Annotated in this window: 22 protein-coding genes; 12 read left to right on the top strand and 10 right to left on the bottom strand. The window is 68.4% G+C overall.

The features are described 5' to 3' along the window. Window positions 1-14: 14 nt before the first annotated feature. The gene (locus tag VFU06_10505; GenBank protein ID HEU5209835.1) at window positions 15-1,187 is read right to left on the bottom strand and encodes a hypothetical protein; all 1,173 of its coding nucleotides are present in this window, start codon (window positions 1,185-1,187) and stop codon (window positions 15-17) included. Window positions 1,188-1,190: 3 nt separating this feature from the next. Continuing rightward, window positions 1,191-2,792, bottom strand: coding sequence for a peptide MFS transporter (locus tag VFU06_10500; GenBank protein ID HEU5209834.1), 1,602 nt, complete (start codon window positions 2,790-2,792; stop codon window positions 1,191-1,193). Between the two features lie 171 nt (window positions 2,793-2,963). Between VFU06_10500 and VFU06_10495 the strand changes: the two genes are divergently transcribed. The 6 genes from VFU06_10495 to aspA all read left to right on the top strand — a co-directional run bounded on the left by VFU06_10495 (window position 2,964) and on the right by aspA (window position 8,792). Then, on the top strand, window positions 2,964-3,932 hold the full coding sequence (locus tag VFU06_10495) for a sigma-54 dependent transcriptional regulator (GenBank protein ID HEU5209833.1): 969 nt from the start codon (window positions 2,964-2,966) through the stop codon (window positions 3,930-3,932). 202 nt (window positions 3,933-4,134) lie between these two features. Then, window positions 4,135-4,338, top strand: coding sequence for a hypothetical protein (locus tag VFU06_10490; GenBank protein ID HEU5209832.1), 204 nt, complete (start codon window positions 4,135-4,137; stop codon window positions 4,336-4,338). Window positions 4,339-4,345: 7 nt separating this feature from the next. Beyond that, window positions 4,346-5,392 (top strand): hypothetical protein, encoded by a 1,047-nt coding sequence (locus tag VFU06_10485; GenBank protein ID HEU5209831.1) that lies wholly within the window; start codon window positions 4,346-4,348, stop codon window positions 5,390-5,392. A 6-nt stretch (window positions 5,393-5,398) separates the two neighbouring features. Continuing rightward, window positions 5,399-6,088: an ABC transporter ATP-binding protein gene (locus VFU06_10480; protein HEU5209830.1), complete on the top strand. Its 690-nt coding sequence runs from the start codon at window positions 5,399-5,401 to the stop codon at window positions 6,086-6,088. Then, the gene (locus VFU06_10475; GenBank protein ID HEU5209829.1) at window positions 6,085-6,810 is read left to right on the top strand and encodes a hypothetical protein; all 726 of its coding nucleotides are present in this window, start codon (window positions 6,085-6,087) and stop codon (window positions 6,808-6,810) included. Before VFU06_10480 ends, VFU06_10475 begins: the two co-directional genes overlap by 4 nt. A 98-nt stretch (window positions 6,811-6,908) precedes the next feature. After that, window positions 6,909-8,792: an aspartate ammonia-lyase gene (gene aspA / locus VFU06_10470; protein HEU5209828.1), complete on the top strand. Its 1,884-nt coding sequence runs from the start codon at window positions 6,909-6,911 to the stop codon at window positions 8,790-8,792. Window positions 8,793-8,804: 12 nt separating this feature from the next. Here aspA and VFU06_10465 read toward each other — a convergent pair whose 3' ends face one another. Continuing rightward, a complete protein-coding gene (locus VFU06_10465) occupies window positions 8,805-10,133 on the bottom strand; it encodes a GAF domain-containing sensor histidine kinase (protein ID HEU5209827.1) in 1,329 nt (442 codons plus the stop codon). A 273-nt stretch (window positions 10,134-10,406) separates the two neighbouring features. Here VFU06_10465 and VFU06_10460 point away from each other — a divergent pair, with 273 nt between their 5' ends. Next, on the top strand, window positions 10,407-10,697 hold the full coding sequence (locus tag VFU06_10460) for an HU family DNA-binding protein (protein HEU5209826.1): 291 nt from the start codon (window positions 10,407-10,409) through the stop codon (window positions 10,695-10,697). 408 nt (window positions 10,698-11,105) lie between these two features. Here the strand turns inward: VFU06_10460 and VFU06_10455 are convergent, their stop codons facing one another. The 3 genes from VFU06_10455 to VFU06_10445 are packed head-to-tail and all read right to left on the bottom strand — an operon-like array spanning window position 11,106 to window position 13,665. Further along, window positions 11,106-12,704, bottom strand: a complete 1,599-nt coding sequence (locus tag VFU06_10455) for a DEAD/DEAH box helicase (GenBank protein HEU5209825.1) — start codon at window positions 12,702-12,704, stop codon at window positions 11,106-11,108. Next, window positions 12,701-13,024, bottom strand: coding sequence for a hypothetical protein (locus VFU06_10450; GenBank protein ID HEU5209824.1), 324 nt, complete (start codon window positions 13,022-13,024; stop codon window positions 12,701-12,703). Before VFU06_10450 ends, VFU06_10455 begins: the two co-directional genes overlap by 4 nt. Then, on the bottom strand, window positions 13,021-13,665 hold the full coding sequence (locus VFU06_10445) for a DsbA family protein (protein HEU5209823.1): 645 nt from the start codon (window positions 13,663-13,665) through the stop codon (window positions 13,021-13,023). The genes VFU06_10450 and VFU06_10445 overlap by 4 nt, the downstream gene beginning before the upstream one ends. A 144-nt stretch (window positions 13,666-13,809) precedes the next feature. On the opposite strand from VFU06_10445, the gene VFU06_10440 reads away from it, so the two are divergent. Together VFU06_10440 and VFU06_10435 are read left to right on the top strand one after the other, a co-directional pair. Continuing rightward, window positions 13,810-15,018, top strand: a complete 1,209-nt coding sequence (locus VFU06_10440) for a pyridoxal phosphate-dependent aminotransferase (protein HEU5209822.1) — start codon at window positions 13,810-13,812, stop codon at window positions 15,016-15,018. Further along, entirely contained in the window at window positions 15,015-15,731 is a 717-nt protein-coding gene (locus tag VFU06_10435) for a YIP1 family protein (GenBank protein HEU5209821.1), read from the top strand. The genes VFU06_10440 and VFU06_10435 overlap by 4 nt, the downstream gene beginning before the upstream one ends. 123 nt (window positions 15,732-15,854) lie before the next feature. Here the strand turns inward: VFU06_10435 and VFU06_10430 are convergent, their stop codons facing one another. The 3 genes from VFU06_10430 to VFU06_10420 form a co-directional block, all read right to left on the bottom strand. Then, the gene (locus tag VFU06_10430; protein HEU5209820.1) at window positions 15,855-16,742 is read right to left on the bottom strand and encodes a fructosamine kinase family protein; all 888 of its coding nucleotides are present in this window, start codon (window positions 16,740-16,742) and stop codon (window positions 15,855-15,857) included. A 15-nt stretch (window positions 16,743-16,757) separates the two neighbouring features. Then, complete coding sequence (locus VFU06_10425) at window positions 16,758-17,588, bottom strand: murein L,D-transpeptidase catalytic domain family protein (protein HEU5209819.1); 831 nt, start codon at window positions 17,586-17,588, stop codon at window positions 16,758-16,760. A 96-nt stretch (window positions 17,589-17,684) separates the two neighbouring features. Next, a complete protein-coding gene (locus VFU06_10420) occupies window positions 17,685-18,179 on the bottom strand; it encodes a low molecular weight protein-tyrosine-phosphatase (protein ID HEU5209818.1) in 495 nt (164 codons plus the stop codon). 9 nt (window positions 18,180-18,188) lie between these two features. Between VFU06_10420 and VFU06_10415 the strand changes: the two genes are divergently transcribed. The 3 genes from VFU06_10415 (at window position 18,189) to VFU06_10405 (ending at window position 21,673) form a co-directional block, all read left to right on the top strand. Then, a complete protein-coding gene (locus VFU06_10415) occupies window positions 18,189-19,058 on the top strand; it encodes a hypothetical protein (GenBank protein ID HEU5209817.1) in 870 nt (289 codons plus the stop codon). Window positions 19,059-19,160: 102 nt separating this feature from the next. Then, on the top strand, window positions 19,161-20,114 hold the full coding sequence (locus VFU06_10410; protein HEU5209816.1) for a lytic transglycosylase domain-containing protein: 954 nt from the start codon (window positions 19,161-19,163) through the stop codon (window positions 20,112-20,114). Between the two features lie 101 nt (window positions 20,115-20,215). Continuing rightward, on the top strand, window positions 20,216-21,673 hold the full coding sequence (locus VFU06_10405; GenBank protein HEU5209815.1) for a M28 family peptidase: 1,458 nt from the start codon (window positions 20,216-20,218) through the stop codon (window positions 21,671-21,673). Between the two features lie 309 nt (window positions 21,674-21,982). Here VFU06_10405 and VFU06_10400 read toward each other — a convergent pair whose 3' ends face one another. Then, entirely contained in the window at window positions 21,983-24,475 is a 2,493-nt protein-coding gene (locus tag VFU06_10400; protein ID HEU5209814.1) for a prolyl oligopeptidase family serine peptidase, read from the bottom strand. Between the last annotated feature and the right edge of the window lie 80 nt (window positions 24,476-24,555).

Genomic DNA, 24,555 nt, shown 5'->3' with positions numbered 1-24,555 from the left:
GACGCGGCGGACGCTCAGAATCGTGCGCTGAACACCGGAAGGTACACGCCTGCGACCGTTCGGTTGCCGTCCTGCAGCGCGCGCGGCACGGGCAGCGCCGCCCCTACCCCCAGTCGGCCGTCCCGGACTTCGAGGAGCGCGCCGTCGGGACCGGGATCGCGCAGGTCGTCTCCCGTTTCGCGGGAGCGTGTTGCGAGCACGCCGAACACCAGCCCGGCCGTTGCGCCGATCGTGGGAATCAGTGTCGCCATCTTGTCATCGTCCACGCTCGCGACCAGGTCGACGCCCACGCCCGCCAGCCCGCCAACGATACCTGCCAGGCTGATCAGTCGAGCGCGCGATTCCGTGAGCTGCCAGTTCCGCTGGCCGAGCGCACTGCCGGCGAGGGCGACATTGCCACCGAGCATGGCGGCGAGCAGCACTCCATCGGCCTCCGCGCCGGCGATGTACGAGAGGGCAGCGCCGTAGCCGGTGCCCCACATCGAGCCGAGGCTCACCGTGGCGGCCGTGCCCGCACTGATCGGCTTGCGCGCGAGCAGTGCGCCCGTCGTGATGCCGGCCAGGCCGCCGACGACAGCGCCGGCAACGATCTCGGTGGTGTTGTCGTCGTACTCGACCTCGTAGCAGGGCTCGCCTGGTGGACAGACGCTGCTCGTCGACTCGCCCAGGTCGAGCAGCTCGACCAGTGCGATGCCCTGCCATGTGCCGTAGGTGCCGCCCCACGTGATCGCGCGTGCCTGCCCGGTAGTGACCTCGCGCCGGCCGGTGTAAGCGCGCGCCGCGAGGAACCCGGCGGGCCCGCCGGCGAGCAGTCCGATGCCGTACGCTTCCGCGTTGTCGGTATCGACCATCAGCGGAGTAGCGACTCCCAGCCACAGCCCGTACAGCGTGCCCCACACGAGCAGCTCGGTGCGTCCGCTGCGGTCGAGCACGATGCGTCCGTCCTGCGAGCGCGCACGTATCGCCGCCGCCGCAGGCGTGTCACCGTAGCGTTGCAGGATGAGCGAGTAGAGCGCGGACGCGACTTCGGAGCGGCGCTCCTGCTCGAAGCGCCGGGCGGCGTCCAGCAGAACGGCCGCACTGTCCGCGCGCGTCTGTGCCTGGGCAGGGCGCGCGGACACTGCGATCGCAGCACACAGGAGTGCTGCGATCGCGAGTGTCCGGACCACCGTGCGCGGACGACGCATGCGTCAGCGCGTTGCTGGTGTCCTCGCGGCCATCATGCGACGGATCGGCACGACGAGCAGTGCGAGAACCGCGGCCGCGATGAACAGCGAGATGGACGTGCGCTCGAACAGCGCCGGCATCTGCTGCAGGTTCTCCGGATCGACGTGACCGCCGACCAGGCCTGCGATCAGGTTGCCGAGGGCCGACGCCGTGAACCAGATCCCCATCATCTGCCCGACGTACTTGCGCGGCGACAGCTTCGTCATGGACGACAGTCCGACCGGGCTGAGTGCGAGCTCACCGACCGTCTGGAAGAAGTAGCTGCCGACCAGCCACCACGGCGAGACGAGCGTCGCACCGCCGGTCGAGACCACGGCCCGCGCGGCAAAAATCATCAGCACGAAGCCGATGCCCGCCATGGCCAGGCCGAACGCGAACTTGGCCGGTGCCGACAGATCGATCCCGCGCTTGCCCAGGCCGACCCACACGGCCGCGAACACCGGCGCAAGCAGGATGATGAAGAACGAGTTCACCGACTGGAACCACACCGCCGGGATCTCGAAGCCGCCCAGCATGCGATCCGTGAAGTCGGCTGCAAACAGGTTCAGCGATGTCGGCGCCTGCTCGAATGCGGACCAGAAGACCATCGCAAAGAGGAACAGCACGATGATCACGCCCACGCGCTTCTTCTCTTCCGTGGTCAGCCCGCCCGTGAGGAACACCGACAGGAAGAACAGCGCGACGAGCACGAGCGTGATGTCGCGGAGCCGGGTGCCCACCGCCTGCGGATTGATCGTGATCGCGCCGGTCGCTGCCAGGATGACGACGATCGCCAGGGCGCCCAGGCCGATGCCGAGGGCCAGCTTGCCCGTGCGCCGCTGCTTCGCGTCCACCGCCGGGTCCGGATGGCGCGACGGCTCCAGCCCGAGCTCGCCGAGCGTCGGCTTCGCCCGCATCGTGAACACCGCCAGACCGATCAGCATCCCGACGCCGGCCGCACCGAAGCCCCAGTGCCAGCCGACCTGCTCACCGAGAAAACCGGTGATCAGCTGGCCGAAGAACGCGCCGATGTTGATCCCCATGTAGAAGATCGAGAAACCGGCATCCCGCCGCTCGCCGCCCTCCGGGTACAGGTCGCCGACGATCGCCGAGATGTTCGGCTTCAACAGGCCCGTACCCAGCACGATGAAGATCAGGCCCAGGAAGAACGGCACCCTGCCGTGCAGGAACGCCGAGGCACCGATCGAGATGTGCCCCAGCGAGATCAGCAGCGCACCCCACCAGATCGCGCGCCGCAGGCCGAGCAGCCGGTCAGCGACCCAGCCACCCGGCAGCGACGCGAGGTACACGCTGAACCCGTAGATGCCGACGATCGCCGACGCCTGGTCCCGATCGAAGCCGAACCCGCCCTCCGCCAGCGCTGCGGCCATGAAGAGCACGAGGAGCGGCCGCAGCCCGTAGTACGAGAACCGCTCCCACATTTCCGTGAAGAACAGCGTCGACAGGCCGGCAGGATGGCCGAAGAAGCTGCGGTCGTCCTGCGGCCGCTGCATCCCGGGCGGCGCCTCGTCGTGGGTGACGGTGCCGGCCGACGGCTGCTCGAATACGGAGTCGTCTTTTGCCATGAGGTAGATCCCTGGAGGACGTGAAGCCGCCGCTTCGGCAGGCAGCGGCACTGCAATCATCGATCAGGTGGCGGACGGCTCAATTTACGCCATCGGGTTGAAATTACGCCACCGGTGGTCGCCCCTCGGGGCATGGCCGTGCCCCGATCCCGTCGCAACGCTGTTGCCGTGATGACCGCAGACGACAGCGGCGGTCCCTTTGCCGCAATCCTGGGCGAAAGCGCGGCCGCGGCGGCGATCCGGAGCTTCGGCGCCCGCGCGGCAGTCGTCGACGCTTCGGTCCTGCTTACCGGAGAGAGCGGAACCGGGAAAGGGATACTCGCGCGCGCGATCCACCAGAACTCCGCGCGCCGGCGCGGTCCGTTCGTTGCCGTCAACTGCGCCGGAATCCCGGAGACGCTCTTCGAGAGCGAGTTCTTCGGCCACACCCGCGGCGCGTTCACCGGCGCCCAGCAGGCTCACCGCGGCCTTTTCGAGCAGGCACACGGCGGCACCCTGTTCCTGGACGAGATCGGCGAGCTGCCGCTCCCGCTCCAGGCCAAGCTGCTTACTGCCCTGGAGGACCGGGAGTTCCGCCGAGTCGGTGGCGAGCAGCCGGTTCGCGTGGACTGCCGGATCATCGCCGCGACGGGAGTCGACCTCGAGCGCGGCGTCGAGACCCGCCGCTTCCGGCGCGACCTCTACCATCGGCTGCTGGTCCTGAGCTTCCGCCTGCCCGCACTCCGTGAGCGCGGCAGCGACGCCGAGCTGCTCGCGCACGCTGCACTGGCGACGAGCTGCGCCCGCTACCAGCGCTACATCCGGGGGTTCGCGCCCGCCGCCCTCGGCCTGATCCGGACCCATCACTGGCCGGGCAACGTCCGCCAGCTCGCGCACGCGGTGGAAGCAGCCGTGCTGTCCGCCGGTGGACCGATCATCGAGCTTCGTGATTTTCCGGACGCCGTCGTCGGCCGCAGCGCGCCGGCGCCGGCACACGACGAACGCGAAGCCCTGCTCGACGCCCTGCGCCGCGCTCGCGGGAACCGCACGCACGCGGCCCGCGCGCTGGGCGTCGCGCGCAACACCCTCCGTGCGCGGCTTCGCATGCACGGAATCGGCGAGCGGGAAATCAGTGAGGCCATGGACGACCTGACCACCTGACCGCCGCCGGCACCGGCCCGATCAGTCGCTGGCCGATTCAGCCATGGCCCTTCCCGCCGGGACCGTTTAGCTAAGAGCAGCAGCAGCACGCATCTCCGTCAGGAACCTCTCGATTCACCCGCTGGTGGCACGGTGCGGGCCTTACGACGCGGCGCCAGGACTCCACCCAGGGTCGCGCGACCCGCACACACGGAGGTGTCGCATGCCGAAGTACCGCAATGCCCTCGCAGTCTCGCTGCTCGCCCTTTCGGCTGCAGCCGCGCAGCCGGCGGCCGCGCAGATCAGCGACTGCTACCGGGATGTTCTCGAGGACTGCGCTGACGCCATGGACGGCGAGGGCTGGTTCACGCGCTGGGCGCTCGGCGTGATCTGCACCGGGATGCTCGCCGGCTGCGCCACGCGCTGAGGCTGCGATGCACGTCGCACGCTGGGTCCTGGCCACTCTGGTGACGGCGAGCGTGGTGCTCGCCGCGGTGAGCGTGCGCGTGCACAGGGGTGAAGGCGGCGGGTTTCCGCCGCCTTCCTCCGGCGGCCTGCTCCCCTTCGATTCGTCGCTCGCCGGCGAGCCGCGTCATCTCGCAACGCTGATCGACGCGGATCTCGACCTGGTCGTCGACGTCGCGACTGCCGGCGACTCGCTCTTCGTGCTGTCGCCGACCTCGTGGCGTGTCGCGACACGCACCCGTGCCCGCGGACCATTCGGCGCGCAGCCCGGCGGCTCACCGGAAGGGATCGGCCGCGCCGCACGCATCGTCGCGGCGGACAGCACCGTATACATCCTCGGCACCGAGCGGCGCGAGGTGTCGCGCTGGTCCCGAAGCGGCCGGCTGCTGGAGCGGCTCCCGATCGGCTCGCCCGCTCGCCCGCTGCTGCCGCAGGACATCGCAGTGCACGACGGCAGGGTCTACGTCGTCGCACAGGAGCTGGAACGCGGCAGCATGGAGTGGGTCGTCCTGGAGCTGCGACGCGACGGTGAACGCGTCGAGGTGCTGCGCGCACCGCCGGGCGCATCGTTCTTCACCCAGCCCCGCATCGTCGCAGCGGCCGACGAGGTCCTGCTCTTCGATCCGGTCAGCCACGCGCGACGTGAGCTCTTCTCCGGACGAACTCATCCGCGCCATGATGCGCCCGCGTGGGCAACGCCCGACTCGGTGCGTCAGCAGTACGAGGCGAGCGTGGGGCGCCTCGCGGCGGGCACCGGCAACGTGCCGCAGCTGCCTGACACGATGCCCTCGCTGCAGCGGGCCACGATCACGCGGACGGGCGTGATCCTGACCGGCACGAATCCAGTCGGCGACGCACTCCACGTCGAAGCGTTCGCCCGTGACGGCACACCGCTCGGTCGGATCACCGCCGAGCCGCTGGCGCCGCCTCTCTTCCTCACCGCAGATGGGGTGGTGCGCGTGGCGGAGGAGCCACGCAGCATCGTCTTCACGCTGCTGCCGATCACCGGGAGGTAGCGCTCCGTGCCATCCATCGTCTGCACCGGCCTTCGCCACGTGTACCCGAACAACGTGGTCGCCCTGCGCGGCCTGAACCTGGAGCTCGGTACCGGTATCACCGGTGTCGTGGGCCTGAATGGCGTCGGCAAGTCGACGCTCCTCGGCATCCTGCTCGGCGCGCTGGAGCCGACCGCCGGAAGCGTGCTCATCGATGGTGTATCGCCGCACGTGTACCGCTCCAGGCATCGAGTCGGATATGTCGCCGAAGGGTTTCGCTTCGAGGGCCATTTGCGGGTGGCCGAGTTTCTCGACGGGCTCGCCGAGCTGTGCAATGCACCCGCCTACGAGACGTTCGGCACGGAAGCGCTGGCGAATCACCGCGTGGATCAGCTGTCGCAGGGCCAGCGCCGACGGGTCGAGATCGCTGCCGCCCTCATCGGCGGCGTCGCGCTGCTGCTGCTGGACGAGCCGACGAACGGCCTCGACCCGATCGCACTGCGCGAGCTACGGGAGATCCTGCTTTCCCTGCGACGTCCCGGGGTCAGTGTGATCGTGTCATCGCACCATCTCGACGAGCTGGAGCGGATCGTCGATCGCGTCGTGCTGATGACGCGCGGCGCGATCGCCGCCGTGCACACGCGCGAGGAGCTGCTCTCGGCCTACGGCTCCTTCGATGCCTTCGCCGCTCGCCTGTCAGCGGGGGAATCCGCATGACATACGTCTTCGTTCGCTGGCAGCTCGCACGCTGGCTGCGCGCGCACCCGGGCCGGTTCGGGGTCATTGTGATCGCGCTGCTCCCCCTGGTGTTCCTGGTTCCGTTCGACCGCACCCCCGTGTTCGACAACTGGCGCCGGGGTGCGGCCGCTGCCGCGTTCAGCATTGCGGTCCTGCTCACCGCTGTCGGTACGCGTGACAGCGCACGCGTGCCGGCCGCCGCCGTGTGGCTCTTCCAGAAGGGGATCCGTACGCAGGACGCGTTTCTCACCCGCTGGGTGATCGACATGGGCTTCGTTCTCCTGGTGTGCCTGTGGAGCGGCGTCGGTATCGTCGCGGGCAGCCTGCTCCACGACACGTTGAGCCCGGGGTGGGTGCTGCAGGTGATTGCAGGCGCGATGCTCATCGCGCTGATCGGCGGAGCGCTGCTCTTCGGCACGAGCGCTGCCGGTTCCGACCGCGGCGGCGACCTCCTCGCACTGCTGCTCTTCGTATCCCTGCTCGAGCCGCTGGGCAGTCTGTTCCTCGCGCCCGCCGGTCGTGCCATTGCGCACGTCTTCCTCCTGCCGATCAACGATGCGGCAGGGTTGCCGGGGCGGCTGCTCGATGACCCGCTGTCCGCGGTGCATGCAGCGTTTCATGTGACTGCCTGGTGCACCGTCTGGCTCGCGTTCGGCGCCTGGCGCCTTGCCGCGTGGCGTCCGCTGCCGGGGGCGCGCTGAGGTCCGGCTCACGCCACCCACGCGCCCTGCGCGAACTCGCTTCCGCCCGTGAAGCGGGCTAGCTTCCGGTCTCATTTTTCCCGAGGTCGGAAGCAGTCATGGACACGACGATTTTGCGGGCGCTGCGGCATCAGCCGCTTGCTCGCAAGCTCTCCCCCGACGAGCTGAGTGCGCTCGCCGGACATGCCAGGGTCACAGCCTACCAGCGCGGTGCATACGTATTCCACGAGAGCCAGCCGCGCCGTGCGTTCGGCGTCGTGCTGCGGGGACGCGTGCAGATCCAGAAGGGGCCGCCGTCGCGCCCGCAGGTTCTGTACGTGCTCGGCAGCGGCGAATCCTATGGCGAGGGCAGCCTGCTCGATGAGTATCCGCACTCGACGTCCGGCGTTGCGGTCGAGGAGTCGGAGGTGCTCGAGATCCCGCGCGACGTTTTTGAGCGGCTCTCTCACGACCAGCCCGCACTGTACAGCAAGCTGATCACCGTCGCTGCCCAGATCATTGCCAGCCGTCTGCGTGCCGCGAACTCCCGCCTGGCCGGGCGGGGCGAGTCGTACCTGTCAGGTGAGACGCGGCGTGAGAAGGATCTGCTTGGTGAGCGCGACGTGCCGGACCGCGCGTACTACGGCATACAGACGCTGCGCGCGGTCGAGAACTTCCCGATGACGGGCATTCCGATCGCGCAGTACTCCGCACTCGTCAACGCGCTCGCTGCGGTGAAGGAAGCGGCGGCAACGGCCAACGAGGAGCTGGGCCTGCTCGCGCCGGAGATTGCGGACGCAATCCGGCGTGCCGCGCGGGAGATCCGCGCCGGCAACCTGCACAACGAGTTCGTGGTCGATGTGATCCAGGGCGGTGCCGGCACGTCGACGAACATGAACGCGAACGAAGTCATCGCGAATCGCGCGCTGGAGCTGCTTGGCCGGCGACGCGGTGAGTACGCCGTCGTGCATCCCAACAACCACGTCAACCTGTCGCAGTCGACGAACGACGTGTATCCGACCGCGCTGCGCCTGGCCACCTACTCCTCGCTTGGCGAGCTGGCCGGCGCGCTCGGCTCTCTTCGCGATGCGTTCCTGGCCAGGGCCGAAGAGTTCGGCGACGTGCTGAAGATGGGGCGCACACAGCTGCAGGACGCCGTCCCGATGACGCTCGGCCAGGAGTTCCACGCGTACGGCGTCACGCTCGGCGAGGACATCGAGCGGCTGCGTGAAACGGCGTCGCTGATGCGTGAGATCAACATGGGCGCCACCGCGATCGGGACCGGGATCAACACCGATCCCCGCTACGCGGAGACGGTTCGGCGCGCGCTGAGCGAGGTGACCGGACTCGAGCTGATCACGAGTCCGGACCTGGTCGAGGCGACGCAGGACACCGGTGCATTCGTCCTGGTATCGGGTGTGCTCAAGCGCGTCGCCGTGAAGCTGTCGAAGATCTGCAACGACCTGCGCCTGCTTTCCAGCGGTCCGCGCGCGGGGCTCGCGGAGATCAACCTGCCGCCCATGCAGCCCGGCTCGAGCATCATGCCGGGCAAGGTGAACCCGGTCATTCCGGAGGTCGTCAACCAGGCGTGCTTCCAGGTGATCGGCAATGACACGACGATCACCCTGGCGGCCGAGGCGGGGCAGCTCCAGTTGAACGTCTTCGAGCCGGTCATCGCGTTCAACATCTTCCAGTCGGTCGACATGCTCACGCAGAGCTGTATCGTGCTGCGCGAGCGCTGCGTCCGCGGCATCACGGCCAACCGCGATCATATCCGCAGCATCGTCGAGCGCAGCATCGGCATCGTGACCGCGCTCGTGCCCTACATCGGCTACGAACGCTCCAGCGCGGTTGCCCGCGAGGCGCTGGAAACCGGTCGCGGTGTCTACGAGCTCGTGCTGGAAAAGGGGTGGCTCAGCCGGGAAAAGCTCGAAGACATCCTGTCGCCGGAGGCGATGACGAAGCCGCGCATGATGCCTCCCTCGGGAGAACGGGAAGGCTGACGGGTCGACGGCTCAGGGGCGCTGTTTCGGCTTCGCGGGCAATTGCAGCGTGAAGCGCGACCCGGCGTTTGGCTCGCTCTCCACCAGGATCCGGCCGCCCAGCAGCTGGGCGAGGCGGCGGGAAAGGGCGAGCCCGAGCCCGGTCCCGCCGTAGAGTCGCGTCGAGGACCCGTCCACCTGGCGGAACTCGTCGAACACCGCCTCGAGCTGCTCGGGTGGAATGCCGATCCCCGTGTCGCTGACCGTCCACTCGACGAGCGCGGGTGAGCCATTCTCCACGCGACGTATGCTCACCGTCACGCTCCCCTCGCTCGTGAACTTGAAGGCGTTGCTGATCAGGTTGTGGAGGATCTTGGCGACCTTCTCACCATCCGTCGTGACGGGGACCTCGTCGGTTTCTGACTCGATCGAGAAGGTCACACGCGGTGTCGCCTGGCCGACGGATTCCGCCGCACGACGGGCGATGCTCACGGCGTCGTCCGGTGCGACCACGATCTCCGCACGGCCGAGCTTCAGCTCGGAGAGATCGAGCAGGTCGTTGATGAGGTGCAGCAACACGTTGGCCGAGCGGTGGATCTTCTCCACGGCGTTCTGCTGCGCCGCTTCCAGCTCGCCCGTCTGCCCCTCGAGGAGCAGGTAGGCGTAGCCGAGGATGGAGTTGAGCGGCGTCCGAAGCTCGTGGCTCATGTTCGCCACGAACTCGTCCTTCAGTCGCTTGGACTCCTCCGCCTGTCCGATCCGGCCCCGCAGTGCCCCCATCTCACGGCGCAGCGCAGTGTTCTCGCGGCGCAGCTCGTCGAGCGCCTGCACACGCTGCGCGCTGGCTGCCAGCTCGTCGGCAAGCAGTTGCAGCAGATGCAGCTCTTCCGCGTGGAATCGATGCGGCTCCTCGAAGTAGAAGCTGAGCGCACCGACCACGCCCTCGCCCGACTCGAGCGGCAGTGCCACCAGCGCGGTGAACCCCAGCTCCCGGGCCGGCTCCCACCACTCTCGCAGCGAGGGGTCATCGAAGACGTTGGAGGCCGTGATCGCCCGCTGCTCCGACACCGCCCGACCGGTCGGGCCGCGCCCCTCGCGGATGCGCATCTGGCTGAGAAAGCGGGCAGACGACTGTGGCCAGTTCTGCGCGCACTCGAGCTTCAGCAGCCCGGGGTCGGTTGGGTCACGCAGGAAAACCGACGAGAAGCTCGCGTCGACGAGCGGCGTCACACGCGCAAGCGCGATCCGGTAGACCTCCAGCGGGTGCGACGCCTGCAGGAATGCCCGTGCGATCTCGCGGGTGATGTGCAGCTCGCGCTGCCGCCACGGGTCCATGCCCGGCACGCTCGACGTTGAGCCCATCACGTTCGCTTCGTACGCCCTTTGTTCTCTTGACGCTGCCGGACCGGCACTCTAACGTATCTCGGCAAGACGGTAGGTGGCCGCCTGCGGAACACCAGTGATATGCTTACTGGTGGTCCGGCGAGTGTGTGCCGCAAGTTGTTCGCAGGAGTTGGACCGCGCAAGAGCGGCTCGCTCGTTCTGCCCGGCTCAGCGTCGCCGCTGCACGGAACGATGGCCGCGGTTTTTTTGTCCCCTGCTGCCTCGTGCGATCTATTATCCAGGAGCGATCCAATGAACAAGTCGGATCTGGTGCAGGAGCTCTCGAACCGGACCGGGATGAGCAAGGCGGATGCTACGCGCGCCGTCGACTCGCTCTTCGACCCGGAGTCCGGTCTCATCCCGGAGGCGCTGAAGCGCGGGGACCGAGTTCAGATCTCGGGCTTCGGCACATTCGAGACGCGTGAGCGCAAGGCGCGCACGGGTCGCAATCCCCGAACGGGAACGGAGATCCGTATCGGACCGACCGTTTCTGCCTCGTTCCGCCCGGGCAAGGCCCTCAAGGATGCCGTAAAGCCCGACTGACGCGAACACAGCATCGAATCAAAGAGAGCCACGGCGAGTTGCCGTGGCTCTTTTCTTTGTCTTACCCGAGAGCACTGAGTGCAGTTGGTCCATGCAGGAGCTGCAGAGTCGGTTCATGTCACGGCTCGCAAACATGAACGGATGATGTTCACCGCTGAGGCGCTGAGATCGCGGAGAGCACAACAGAAAAACTGTTGTTCACGTTCGCAATTGCTCCGAACTTCTGCCGCAACAGGTGAACGCGTGCCGTCAGGCCTTGCAGGGGTCCTCAGCGCCCTTCGCGTCTCTGCGGTGAATCGCCGTTCCTGCATCGAGCACAGCCTCGAAAGCTGCCGACCACCACGGAAGCATCGACGCCGTCCGTGCCCTCCGTGCCCTCTGTGCTCTCAGTGGTAAAAACGACCGCTCCTACTCCCGATCCCGCGGCGGCCGCGGTCGCCTCGGCCGATCCCCCGCGGCGTGTTGTGGCCGGCCACGCTCGCGTCCACCGGCGGGCCGCTCACGGCCGGCTGGCGCGCTGCCGCGCCGGTCGTAATCGACGCGCAGGGCGCGGGTACGCATGGTCGTGCCGTTCAGCGCCTTGATCACCCGCTCGGCGGCGTCCGCCGCGACTTCGACGACCGAGAACGTGTCGCGCATCTCGATGCGTCCGACCTGCGCGCCCGTGACGTTCGCTTCCCCTGTGATCGCGCCCACCAGGTCGCCCGGGCGGATTCCGTCGCGTGAGCCGATCGAGAAGAACAGCCGGGTGAATGTCGAGGGCGCGCCGGCGGAGCCGCTGGCCTCCTCGACGGTGCCGGCAGGCGCCCGGCGCTCGACGGCGGGTGCACCCGCCCTGCGCTCGCGCAGCAACGAGCTGAGTGCCGCGGCGACCTCGGCCGCGGAGTGTTCCTCGAACAGCGGCTCGAGCAGCAGCAGCTGTGCGTCGAGATCACGCTCCTGCAACGCCCTGCGGATCTCGGCGCGGAACGCGGAACCGACGTCGCGATCGCCGGCACGGGCCTTTTCGGCGCGCAGCGTCACGTTCGCTTCCGCCGCCAGCAGCCGCAGGTGCGCCAGCTCGCCGGGTGTGACCAGTACGATGCCCGAGCCGGTATGCAGGTGCGTCAGCGTCGCGGCATCCATGGGCGCGTCGTAGGCGATCACGCGCGCGCCGCGCGGCGGTGCCTCGATCGCGCTCTCGACGCGCAGCGTCTCGATCCGGGCGGTGTCGTATCCCCGCGCTGCGAGCAGTCCGCGCACGAGCTCGGCGCGTCGCGCCGAACGCGTCGTAACCAGGACGTCCTCGCCACTCGAACGGACGAGGAGCCGAGCGAGCGCGTCGTCCTTGCCGAACTCCGGGACGACCAGGTAATGGACCTCGCCGGCCGGCTCAGCCGCAGCGGTCGCCGCGCGGTCCGCGGCGCGGGCCGGAATGCGGATCGCCCGCCGGGCATGCTGCTCGACGAAGCGCTCGACGCCGCTGTCGTATGTGGCAGTGGTGATCACGCGCTGTGCGTCGCGCGGCACCGCGGTCATGATCGCGTCCAGCTCCGCGCCGCCTTCCTCCAGCAGGGTCGACAGCGATTCCAGCACGATCGCCTGCACCGACTCCAGCTTGAGTGCCGAGCGACCGATCGCGCCCGCGACGTTCTGCAGTGAGCCGGTGACGACGTTGGCCGATTCCGCGTCGCGCCAGCCGGGTGCCAGCGCGGCGATACGCAGCTGCAGTGTGCCCGCGAGCGCGGCAATCTCGTCGGCAGCGGAAGCGGCACGCGCCCCCGTTGGCGTGACGATCAGCACCTGGGGTCCCGCAGCGTCACCTGCATCGGCCAGCCGGTCGAGCAGGGCGAGGCCGTAGGCTCCGGTCAGGCCGGAGCCATAGGAGGCGTGGAGCACGGCGTTGCCGCCCCGGCGGAGCACCGGGATCGCCGACCGCTGGAGTGCGGACGGTGCATCGAAGCCGCGCTCGGCAACGGCCGCGACCAGCTCCGCCCGCAGGCCAAGCTCGCTCAGTCCCTCACTCACGTGCCACCCTGGCGCGACAGCCCGGCCGGCAGTGCCGAACCGCGGCCGCGCAGCTCACCCGGCTGGTACGGCAGCATCGTGAGCCAGTACTGCACTTCGTTGTCGAGCCGCGACGTGCGCAGCTGATCCGTGCTCACGTCCAGCTGGGTGTCGAGGCCGTGCCGGTGCGCGTGGATCTTCACGGTGCCGTCGCCGCCACTCAGTGTGACCGAGTGGGCGTCGCTCGCGACCTCCTCCAGCGGCAGTCGTTCCTTGAGGATCTCGCGCGCCAGGTCGAGCGCCTGGCGGATCGGCGCCGATGTCATTCGTACGTACTTCATTCGTCGTCTCCGGAATCGCGGGCCAGACTGCCCGCGGCAAGGAGCGCGCGCACGTCGTCCGTCGGGCGCACGCCCATCATCAGTCGATACCTGCCATCCGCGCCGGCCGCGAGGTGGGCCGGCACGGCCGTGATGCCGATGCGTGCTGCCTCCACCTCATGCGCCACGACCTCATCGGTGTAGCGGTCGATGTCGAGCGCGATCTTGAGTGCCATGCGATCGAGGCCGACCGACGCGCCGATCTCGACCAGCACATCGACACGGCCGATGTCGCGCTGCTCGAGGAAGTACGCCTCGTAGATCGCGCGGTGCATGGCATCTCCGGCGCCGTGCTCGCGCGCGAACGCGGCGGCCTCGTGCGCCTTGCGCGTACGCGTCGAGACCGTTGGCCGCTTCATTGCCGGCGCGCCGAGCGCCGCTGCCAGCGGCAGTACGCTCTGCTCCCAGCTGTCGCGGTACCGCGGCTCGTCCATGTCCGGCAACGGCGTCGGCGCGGGGCGCAGCTCGAATGGCCGGTTCTCGATGCGCACGCCTTCCTCGCGGAGCGGCGCTATCGCCACCTCGCCGAGGTAGCAGAAGGGGCACACGTAGTCGGCATAAACGATCAGGTCGGCGCTCGAGCCGCCGGCCGGTTCCGTCATCTTCTCTGCTCCTTGACTGGCCGCGTAATCTCGGCGTACCCCATGACAGGGGCAAGACTGGGTGTTGCACGGCGCGCGCCATGCCGCGCTTGTCGCGTTTCCGACGAGCCGGCATATTGGCCGCTGGCCTGTCCCCCAACAACGATGCGCATGCGTCTGAGCCCCAACGTCAGCACGCTCCAGCCCTCCGCAACGATCGCGGTCGCGACGCTCTGTCGGGAGCTTCGCGCCGAGGGTCGTGACATCCTCGACCTCAGCGTCGGTGAGCCCGATTTCCGCACCCCGGATTTTGCCGCCCAGGCAGGCATCGCGGCCATTGTCCAGGGCTTCACCCACTACACGCCCGTAGCGGGTCTGCCCGAGCTGCGCGAGGCGATCGCGGCATCGATGAGCCGCCTCACCGGTGCCGTCGTCGATCCCGCGGGCATCGTCGTCTCCAACGGGGCCAAGCAGGCACTCTTCAACGCGTGCTTTTCGCTGTTCGGCCCGGGCGACGAGGTACTGCTGCCGGCGCCGTACTGGACCAGCTACCCCGACCTGATCTCGCTTTCGCGGGCAACCCCTGTCGTGGTGAACACGACCATGGAGCAGGGTTTCAAGGTCACGCCCGACATGCTGGACGCCGCCCGCACCCCGCACACGCGCGGGCTGATCCTCAACTCACCAGGAAACCCGACCGGCGCGGTGTACTCCGCAGAGGAGGTGTCGGCCCTGGTCGAATGGGCGCGCCGCAATGATGCCGTGGTCATCTCCGACGAGATCTACGGCCGCGTCTGCTTCGCGCAGGAGCGCGCAGCCAGCGTGCTGGACGTCACCGACATCGACGACCACGTCGTCGTGGTGGACGGCGCATCCAAGGCGTTCGCCATGACCGGCTGGCGGGTCGGCTACAGCTACTCCACACGGCCCCTCGCATCCGCGATGGCGGCAATGCAGAGCCACATCACGTCCAACATCGCGACGCCATCGCAGTACGCGGCACTCGCAGCGTATCGTGACGAGCCACGCGTCGAGCACGCCGTGCGCGCGATGGTGAACGTCTTCCGCCGCCGGCGCGCAAAGGCGCTCGAGATGCTCGCGGCGCACCTGCCCGGCGCGGACGTGCTGCCGCCCGATGGCGCGTTCTACGCGTTCGTTCGCGTCGACCGGTTCTACGACGGGCAGGCCCGCGATTCCATTGCACTGTGCCGCCGGCTCCTCGAGGAGACGGGCGTCGCAGCCGTGCCGGGTGCCGCGTTCGGCGACGACCGCTTCATCCGCCTGTCGCTTGCTGCTCCCGAATCCGATATCGGCGAGGCGATCCGCCGCATGGGGAGCGCCCTCGCCGCCACTGCTGCCGGAAGACCGAAATGACCAGTGAGCAGGAAGTGAAGGTCGCGGAGCCCGCATCCTGGTGGGAGGACCCGATCGACGCCGTGATCTCGCCCGTCGAGCTCTTCGACCGCCGGCGCACCGCATCGCTCGGCATACCCATTACCATGATCGTGCTGGGCAGCGTCCTCGCCTACATCGTCCTGCTGCCGGTCACCGGCATGGTCATGGACGCGCAGGCCGCTGCGAATCCGCAGGCCGCCCAGGCGATGCAGCAGTACGGCACGATCTTCCGCATCGTGGGCGCCGTCTTCGCGCCCATCGGCATGCTGCTGATCCTCGCGTGGACCGCGCTCCTGCTCTGGGCCTTCGGTCGCCTGTTCGACGTGCGCATCATCTACAGCCGCGCTCTGCTGATCGCGGTGCTCGCCGCATGGATCGCGATCATCGGCCAGATCCTGGGCGGCATCATTCTCATGCTGACGGGCGCCGATCCGGGTGCGGACCTGATGAGCGCCATCTCGTTCGGCGTGCTGCGCTTCACCGGCAGCGAGGGGATCCCGCGCACGCTCGTGCCGCTGCTCGCCCGCGTCGATCTCTTCGCGCTGTGGCAGGCGGCACTCTGGGCGATCGGCATCAGCACGATCTACCGCGTGCCGCGCTCGCGCGGGATCCTCATTGCCATCTGCGTGCTGGTGCTCTCCGCATTGCCCGAAGTGCTGCTCGCCCTGCTGCCACAGCCGGGCGCCTCCTGAACAGCACAGCACGCGGCACGTGAACGTGACGAGGGGCCCGGCTCTTTGCCGGGCCCCTCTGATTTTCCGGTGCGGTATCCGCCGTAACACGTCGCTACGTTCGCGCAGCGGCGCGGTGCACCGTCAACCGTGCAGGCTTGCCCGCACCGCGTCCATGGTGCCGCGCACATAGCCTGCGCCGAACAGGTTCACGTGCACGAGCAGGTAGTAGACGCGGTACGCTGATCGCCGGCGGCTGCTTCCTGCCGGCGTGGGCCACGCCTCCTCGTAGGCATCGTAGAACGCACGGGGGAAGCCTCCGAACAGCTCCGCCATCGCGAGATCGACTTCGCGATCGCCGTGGTATGATGCGGGATCGAGCAGGACAACGTCGCCGTGCGCGGACGGGTGCGCATTGCCGCTCCACAGATCGCCGTGCAGCAGCGATGCGCCGCCCGGGGCGGCGTCGGCCAGGATGGTGTCGAGAGAATCGACGAAGCGGGCCAGCAGGTGCCGCTCGCTCGTGTCGAACGCAGCGGCTGCGAGCGCGCGCTCCAGCTGTGGACGGACGCGCCGCTCACGGTAGAACTCCACCCAGCCGTCCAGCCATCCGTTGCGCTGGGGCAGTGGACCGATGTAGTTGTCCTTCGAGGCACCGAATGCAGGCGCCGTGTTGCGATGCAGACGCGCCAGCGCGCTGCCGAGCTCGGCCCACGATTTCCCGGCGACGCGTCCCGGCTCGATCCATTCCAGGACGAGTGCGTCGCTGGACACTGCGTGAACACGCGGAACCCGCACCGCCCGCGCCGCTTCGATGAGGCGCAGCGCGTCGGCTTCACGTTCGAACTGATCGGGAGGTGTGTGCGCCGTCGCCCACTTCACGAAGACGACGTCGGCTTCCGATTGCACGCGCGCTGCGGGATTGATGCAGCCGCCACTCAATCCGGCTGTGCGCAGCGAACCCGGCTCGACGCCGAGAACGCCCGCGACCTGGCGTGCAACGCGATCGGGAATCTCACCCGCTGCGCCCATCCGCCGAGCCGCGAATCAGTCCGCGTTGACCCAGGGATCCTGGCCGAGCCAGCGCGCGTCGTTGGGTGAGTAGATGAAGACGATGCCACCGTTCGCGAGGAGCGGCAGCAGACGACGCGCCCGGTGCTGCTCCATCGCGGGGCAGCCCTCGCTCCGGCCGGCCGCACTCGCCGTGACGTACGGGGCGCCGTGGGCCACGATGCCGCGCCGGCGCGCTGCGTCGTTGAAGTCGCCGGACTCGCCGCGCATCCGCAGCCCGATCGACGAGTACCGTGCACCGCCCGCCGTGCCCCTGAACGTGTACGTCTCCTGTGCGACATACAGCCCCAGCGACGACTGGTAGCTGCCCGGACGGTTCGAGAACCGGCTCGGCACGCCGTTGCGCTGCTTCAGCGAGCCGCGGCCGTGTGCCACCGGAAAGGGGCCGTCGACCAGCTCCAGTCGCTCCATGTCGAACACCCAGCCGCGCGGCGTGGCATTGTCCAGCCCGAAGTCGACGAAGTACAGGTACGGATTGGCTATTTCGTCCGGATGCGCCGCACGGTGGTTGTAGTACGCCTGGAACGCGGTGCGCAGCGCTCCCGGCCGGCTCGTGCGGCCCGCGACCCGCGCCAGCGCATTCAGCGCCGAAGCCGTCGCGACCTCACGCGCGTCCACGGCAGGCGTTATGTCCACCGGTGTGCCCAGCACGGCGACATCGCGGCGCACCCTGGCGTCGCCGGTGTCGGCCGGTACCGATGATGCCGGGACACCGGCAGCAGAGGCGGCCGGCAGCGCGCTGAACAGAACGGCAGCGACAAACAGGACGACGGAGACAACAGGGGTTGCCGTTACGGGCTTGCTCATGCGAAGCGACGATGCTGGAGTCTACAGACTGGTTTTTTCGGGGAGTGCTCCAACTATAACGACGTCCCGCCGCCGACGCCACCCGCGTCGCAAAAATCACAGCCCATGCTGCTCCCGGATGTGCTCGAACAGAGCACGACAGCTCCGCTCGATCATGTCCTGCACTTCCACGAAACCCTCCTCGCCCCCGAACCACGGATCGGGCACCTCGTCCGCGCCGGCCGCGCGCGGGTCGAAGCTGCGCAGCAGCAGGACGTCGCGCTCGTGACCGGCACGGTCGCGGACGCGCTCCGTGTTGCGCAGATTCTCGCGGTCCATGACCACGATGTAGTGGAAGCGCTCGAAATCCGTGGCATGAAGCTGCCGTGCAGTGTGCTCCACATCGAGACCGCGCACCCGGGCGGTCGCGACGGTGCGTGCGTCCGGCCCGTCGCCAATGTGGTAGGCGGACGTGCCGGCTGCGTCGACGTCGAAACGGGCGTCCACGCCGGCTTCACGAACGACCTGGCGGAACACCGATTTTGCCAGCGGAGAACGACATATGTTGCCCAGACATACGAAGAGTACGCCGATCCGATCCCGTTCCGTCATGCTGCTCCCTTGAGTACCGATCTCTTTGCGCACCGCAATCTGTCCTGTTCCCGCGCACGTGCAACCTCGCTGCTCGTGCTCGGGCTGGCAGCATGTGCAGGCGGGGCGCCGGAGTGCCAGGTCGTCGCCTCGGCCCGGTTGCCCGCCGCGTTGCGGGAAGCCAGTGGCGTCGCCGTGGACGGCGCGGGACGCACCTGGGCGCACGCAGATTCCGGCGAGCCGCTGCTGTTCCAGGTGGACGACGACGGCCGCATCGTGCAGGAGCTGCGCGTCCCGGGCGTGCGCGTGCAGGACTGGGAAGACCTGGCGATCGGTGCGTGCCCGGCGGGTGAATGCTTCTATATCGGCGACATCGGCGACAACCTGCACGAGCGAGCGCATGGCGTGATCCTGCGCGTCCCCGTGCCACCCGACGGTGTGGAGGGCGCGTCCGCCATCGAGCGCTTCCGGATCCGCTACCCCGACGGGCCCTCCGACGCAGAAGCGCTGGCCGTGACGGGAGACGGGTCAGTGCTCGTCGTGACAAAGGGCCGGAACCGTGCCGTCTCGGTTTACCGCTACCCCGCTCCGCTTTCCCCCGACTCCGTGCGCACACTCGAACACGTGCAGAATCTCACGGAAGGCCTCGTACAGGTACCGCAGCAGATCACCGGTGGCAGCGCGTCCGGGCAGCGGGTGGTGCTGCGGAGCTACAGTGCACTGCACGTCTACGAGTGGACGGGCGACTCCCTGGCAGTGGCCGGGCCGCCCATCGACATCCGCTTCCTCGCCGAACAGCAGGGGGAGGGAGTGGCGCTGGATGCCGACGGCACCACGATCGTGGTCGGGGAGGGGCAGGGCAGCGGAACCCTGGCACGGCTCCGGTGCGATGGGCCCTGACGGCCGCGCGGCGCCCCGACGCTGGGCCAGCGGCACGGATGATGCGCCCTTTCTGGCAGAAGTACAAGCGGCACAACGTTTTATGCCGAAAGGAGCAGCGCGGTGGAAAACGATCGACGACGCGAGTCGGACCACATGATCTGGGTTCCGGTCGATCCGTACGTCCGGCCGGCGGACCGGCGGCCCGCGCTCGAACGGCGGAACGAGCTGGGGCTGGACCGCAGGGAGCTTCGGCAGCAGGGCACTCGGCCGTTACCTCCGGCTGATCCCGCAACCGGCGACGTGGCTGCGCCGGCGCCGGGCAGTGCCCCGCCTGCGGCCGCGGCGGGCAGCGGCGAGTGCGTTGGTTCCGAGCCGACGAACGGCGGGACCGAGCGTCGCGCCCTCGATCGCCGGCGCAGCCCGGGTGTTCCACGCAACCGGCCGGCGGGTTTCCTCAAGCGCTTTCGACAGCCCATTATTGGCGTGGGTCTGGCCGGCGCGGCCTTGCCGATGGTCGCCGCAATGGATGCTCCCGGTTCCCCGTCCGAGGAGCCCGAACCGGGCGATCAATCGGCAAGCCGCACGGCCATGCCCGCGGAGGACGTCGAGGAAGCCCTCGCCGAGCGCGTCGAGAATGAGCGCGAGGTGCAGGAGCGCGAGCGCATCGTACAGGCGAACGTTGCGGAGTTCGGCATCGCCCGGGACATGGCGGAAGACATCTACGACGCCGCCCGTGCGGAAGGCATCGACCCGGACGTTGCGTTCGGCCTCGTCAAGACGGAAAGCACGTTCCGCGAGGACGCCAGGAGCCATGTCGGTGCGCTGGGTCTGACACAGGTGATGCCGCGTACCGCCGCGTGGCTGGAGCCCGGCACGACGTCGAAGGACCTGTACGACCGGCACACCAACCTGCGCCTCGGCTTCCGCTACCTCGATCAGATGATCGAGAAGTACAAGGGCAACGTGAAGCTCGCGCTGCTCGCGTACAACCGCGGTCCCGGCACGGTCGACAAGGTTCTCAAGCGCGGAGGCAATCCGGACAACGGCTATGCCGACAAGGTGCTCGGCAGCTGAGTGCGGGTGCTTCCGGCAGCGCGGAACGTGACCACGCCGGTGCTGTATGTTGCAGGGCCGTCCGCCCCTGGCGGGCGGCCTTCCTCGTTCATGGATGCCTGATGCGATCACTACTCGTTGCTGCGACGCTGCTCGCGACGGCGATGCCGGGCCTGGCGCAGACTTCTGCGCCGGCCGCACCGGTCATCGACACACTCTCGCTTCGTGCCCACACCAGGTTCCTGTCCGACGACGCGCTCGAGGGGCGTGGTACCGGGACCCGAGGCGAGCGCGTCGCCGCCGCATACATTGCGAGCGAGCTGGAGCGGCTTGGCCTGGACGGCGCGGCGCCCGATGGCGGCTACCGCCTCCCGGTGCCGCTGCGTGCCGCGCGCGTGCAGCCCTCGACCCATCTCATGCTCCGTGACGCCACCGGTGACAGCACCGCGTTCCGGCATGACCAGCACTTCGTCCTGAACACCGGCGGGGCCGCCGCATTTCGCGACTTCGCAGGCGACGTCCTGTTCGCCGGCTCACCGGCCGAAGCCGCGGATGCACTGAGCGGTGCCGATCTTCGCGGACGGGTGATCGCGGTGCGCGGGCCGCTCGGTGCGGAGGCGCTGGGGCTCGTGCCCTCGTGGATCGAGGCGGGCGTTACCGGTGTCGTCCTGCTGGTTCCCGACGCCGGGCAGTACGACCTGTACGTTCGGAGCAGAGGGGATACGCGCTATTTCGTTGCGGCCAGCGTGCAGGACCCCGTCTGGCAGCCTGCGTTGCCCGTCATCATCGCCGGCCCGGAGCTCACGAACGCCCTGCTGGCAGGCGCGCCGGAGATGACCGAACGTGCGGTGGCGGTCGGCCGTTCGATCCGTGCTGACATCGAGGTGATGGAGCGGGCGCTGCCCGTCGCCAACCTGGCAGGGGTCCTACCCGGCAGTGACCCTGCGCGCCGCAACGAGTACGTCGTCTACACCGCGCACTACGATCACCTCGGCATCAGCGTGCCGGACGCGTCCGGTGATTCGATCTACAACGGCTTCTCCGACAACTCCGCCGGAGTCGCAATGCTGCTGTCGATCGCGGAGGCGCTGCGCGACGATCCGCCCGCCCGCTCCGTGCTGTTCGTCTTCCTCACGGGTGAAGAGCGCGGCCTGCTGGGCGCATCCTACTTCGCAGCCGACCCACCCGTACCGCTCGAGAACATGCGTGCGCTGATCAACCTGGATGCAGGCGCCCCGCCCGCGCCTCCCGTGAGCTGGCGCATCGCTCTCGGTGAGAACAACCCGCTGGCTCCCGTAATCGAGGAAGTCGCCCGCGAGCGCGGCTGGACCGTGCAGCTGGGCGCGGCATCACCCAACTCCGATTACTGGCCATTCCTCCAGCGCGGCGTGCCGGCCGCGTTCATCATACCCGGCGACGTGTGGGAGAACACGTCCCCCGAGCAGCGCGACGCCCTGCGCCGCCGCTGGGACCGCTACCACCAGGCCGGCGACCATTACCATCCCGACTTCCCCTTCAGCGGGCTGCAGCGGTACGCGGAGTTCGCACTTGCTGTCGGCCTGCGGGTGGCATCGTCCTGACGGTTTTTTACCACTGAGGACACCGAGGGCACAGAGTTTTTTCACACAGAGGTCACAGCGGACACTGAGTCGGATACGTCGTCATGCGTTTCTTCTTCGCAGCGCCACATCCTTCTTTGTAGTGCGCTTCGCGGCCGGTACCGTGACCAGCAGTTCGTCACCGGCGCGGCGCGAAGAACCAACTACAAATTATGGATGCCTCGGTATGCGACGAAGCGGACGCAGCACGGCGACCCCGACTCGGTGTCCGCTGTGACCTCCGCGTGAAAACTCTGCGCCCTCTGTGTCCTCCGTGCTGAATAAAGAAAGCTACTGCGCCGTGACATCTCCAGCGGCACCCTTGACGTAGCGATCGAACCAGCCGATCCACCGTGCCCACAGGTCCAGCTTGTTCTCCAGCGCGCGCGGCGTGTGCGACTCGTACGGGTACACGTACAGCGCAGCGGTCTTGCCCTTGCTCGTCAGTGCGTGGAGGAATCGCTCCGACTGCATCGGCCACGTGCCGGTGTTGTTGTCGTCGCCGCCGTGATACATGAGCAGCGGTGCCTCGATCTGGTCGACCTTGAAGAACGGCGACATCTCGATGTAGGTGTCGGGCGCGGACCAGATGTCGCGGCGCTCCGCCTGGAAGCCGGTCGGCGTCAGTGAGCGGTTGTATGCACCGTCACCCGCGATGCCGGCTTTGAAGTACGGGGTATGCGCGAGCAGGTTGGCGGTTGCGAATGCACCGTAGCTGTGGCCGCCGTGACCGATGCGGTCCATGTCGATCACGTCCAGCCCGTCGACCGCCCGCATGGCACCGTACATCGCGCTCACCATGTTCGCGATATAGGTGTCGTTGTAGTTCTCGCCGATGATCGGGATGTCGGGGTAGACGAGTGCATAGCCCTGCGTGAGCCACAGGTCGGACCAGCGCAGCCAGGTCATGTGGGGAAATGCATTGTGATTGCGCGACCGGATCGCCGCCCGCGTGTACTCCTCCGGCTCCTCGTACTCGCGCGGATACGTCCAGAAGATCGCCGGCACCCGCTCCCCCTCACGGTAGCCGACCGGCAGCGATACGCGCCCCTGCACCTCGAGGCCGTCCTGTCGCTGGAACGAAAAGTCGATGCGCCTTGCGTTTGCAAGCTCGGGGAACGGGTTCTCGTTTGCCGTGAGTTTCGTGAAGCTGCCGCCGCGCTCCCACAGGTAGCTGTCGGGGTAGAGCGTCTGCGACTCGCGCATCACGACCATGCGCGTGAGGTCGGGGTCCAGCGCGACGAGCGGCTGGTCGAAGGTGTTCTTTGCACCCTCGAACACGCGCGCGGGTGTCGTGTCACCGAGCGTGACGCGGTCGACGAACGGCTGCGGACGAAAATCAGCGGCCAGGCCATCGCCGCGCAGGTAGACGGCATCGCCGCCGCTCGACATCAGAGCGTGCTCGATTCCGTTCGGCGTTGCGACGGTCCACAGCTCCCCCGGCAGCTCGAAGATGCTGTCGTTGTGCACCCAGCCGGTGAGCAGCGACCGCTCCGCCGAGTCGGCGCGCAGGTCCCAGTGTGCGACGGCCTGCCGGCCGTTGCGTGACACTGTTGCGAACACGTGCGCGCCATCGACGCTGAAGACGACGTCACGCATGTTGTCATCGCTCGTCGCGATGACGTTCGCATCCGCGGTATCGAACGGCGCGTCGACCATCATGATCCTGTCTTCGCCGTCGTCACGCGCGATCCAGGTCAGCAAGGCATCGTCGGGTCGCCACGCCAGGTCGCGCAGGCCGCCGTTGCCGCCGAACCCCGCCTCGCGCAGGTCCTGCTCGGCGAGCGTTGCCACGACGGCGCCGCGGCGATCGAGCACCACCGTGCGTCGCGGAAAGCCGCGATAGCTCGTGATGAACGAGAACGGGCGCTCCACGAACGTGGCCAGGATGTACTCACCGTCGGGGCTCAGCTGGATCGACTCGTACATGCGGGCCTCTCCGAGCGGCCGCACGTCGCCGCCGCGCGTGATCTCGACGAGCTGCGCGCGCGTGTAGTGTTCGAACAGTGCTGCGTCATGGTTGTCGCGCAGCAGGTTCGGGAACGTCCGCGTGACCGTCGGCTCGGGACGGGTGATGCGCACGACGGGCCCGTCCGGCACCGGGTCGCGTGCTGGCTCGGCACCGCGATCGCGCGGCACGACCAGGGTGAGCACGCTGCCATCCGGTGTCCACTGCAGCATGCGCGAGGGTCGCATGTCGACTTCGGGCGAGATGTTGACGTGCGACTCCGTGCCCAGCGTGGCGAGCACGCGCGCACGGCTCAGTCTTGAGGCACGGCCGTTGGCCGGATCCGCAGTCCAGACTTCAGTGCCGGTCGGCAGGTGTGCCAGGAACGCCACCCGTCCACCGTCGGGTGACCAGACCGGGTCGCTGATGAACGTGTTCGCCGGCAACGACACCTCTCGATAGCGACGCGCCTGCAGGTCGTAGATGCGCAGGCCGTTGATGCCGAACGTGTCCAGGTGCCACAGCCTGTCCGTCGCCGGACGAACTTCGAGCTCTGCGAGCCGGTAGGTCGGCTTCGACATCAGCTCCAGCGTCGAGAGCTGCGTCGCTTGCGGCACCAGGAAGTAGCGACCATCCGGCGAAGGTGCGTTCAGCACCGCGTATCCGGGATCGCGACGCAGGAACTCGCCGATCGGAGCGGGCGGCTGCGCATAGCGCGCCTCGGCCTCGAGCAGCGCCGCTTCTTCTGCGGTTTCCGTGAGCTGGGCGGCGGCGGGCTGGGCCGCGAACAGCGCAAGCACGCACAGGGCGCGGGAACGGATGGCGACCACGTTCATCACAGTCTCCGTATTGTCGGGAAGGTCAGACGCAGGATGATACGACGCGCGGGCGCGCGCAAGGCGCCGCGCGTCGTTGT

This window comes from Longimicrobiales bacterium (assembly GCA_035764935.1).
GTDB lineage: Bacteria > Gemmatimonadota > Gemmatimonadetes > Longimicrobiales > RSA9 > DASTYK01.
This window is presented reverse-complemented; position numbering and strand designations above follow the sequence as displayed.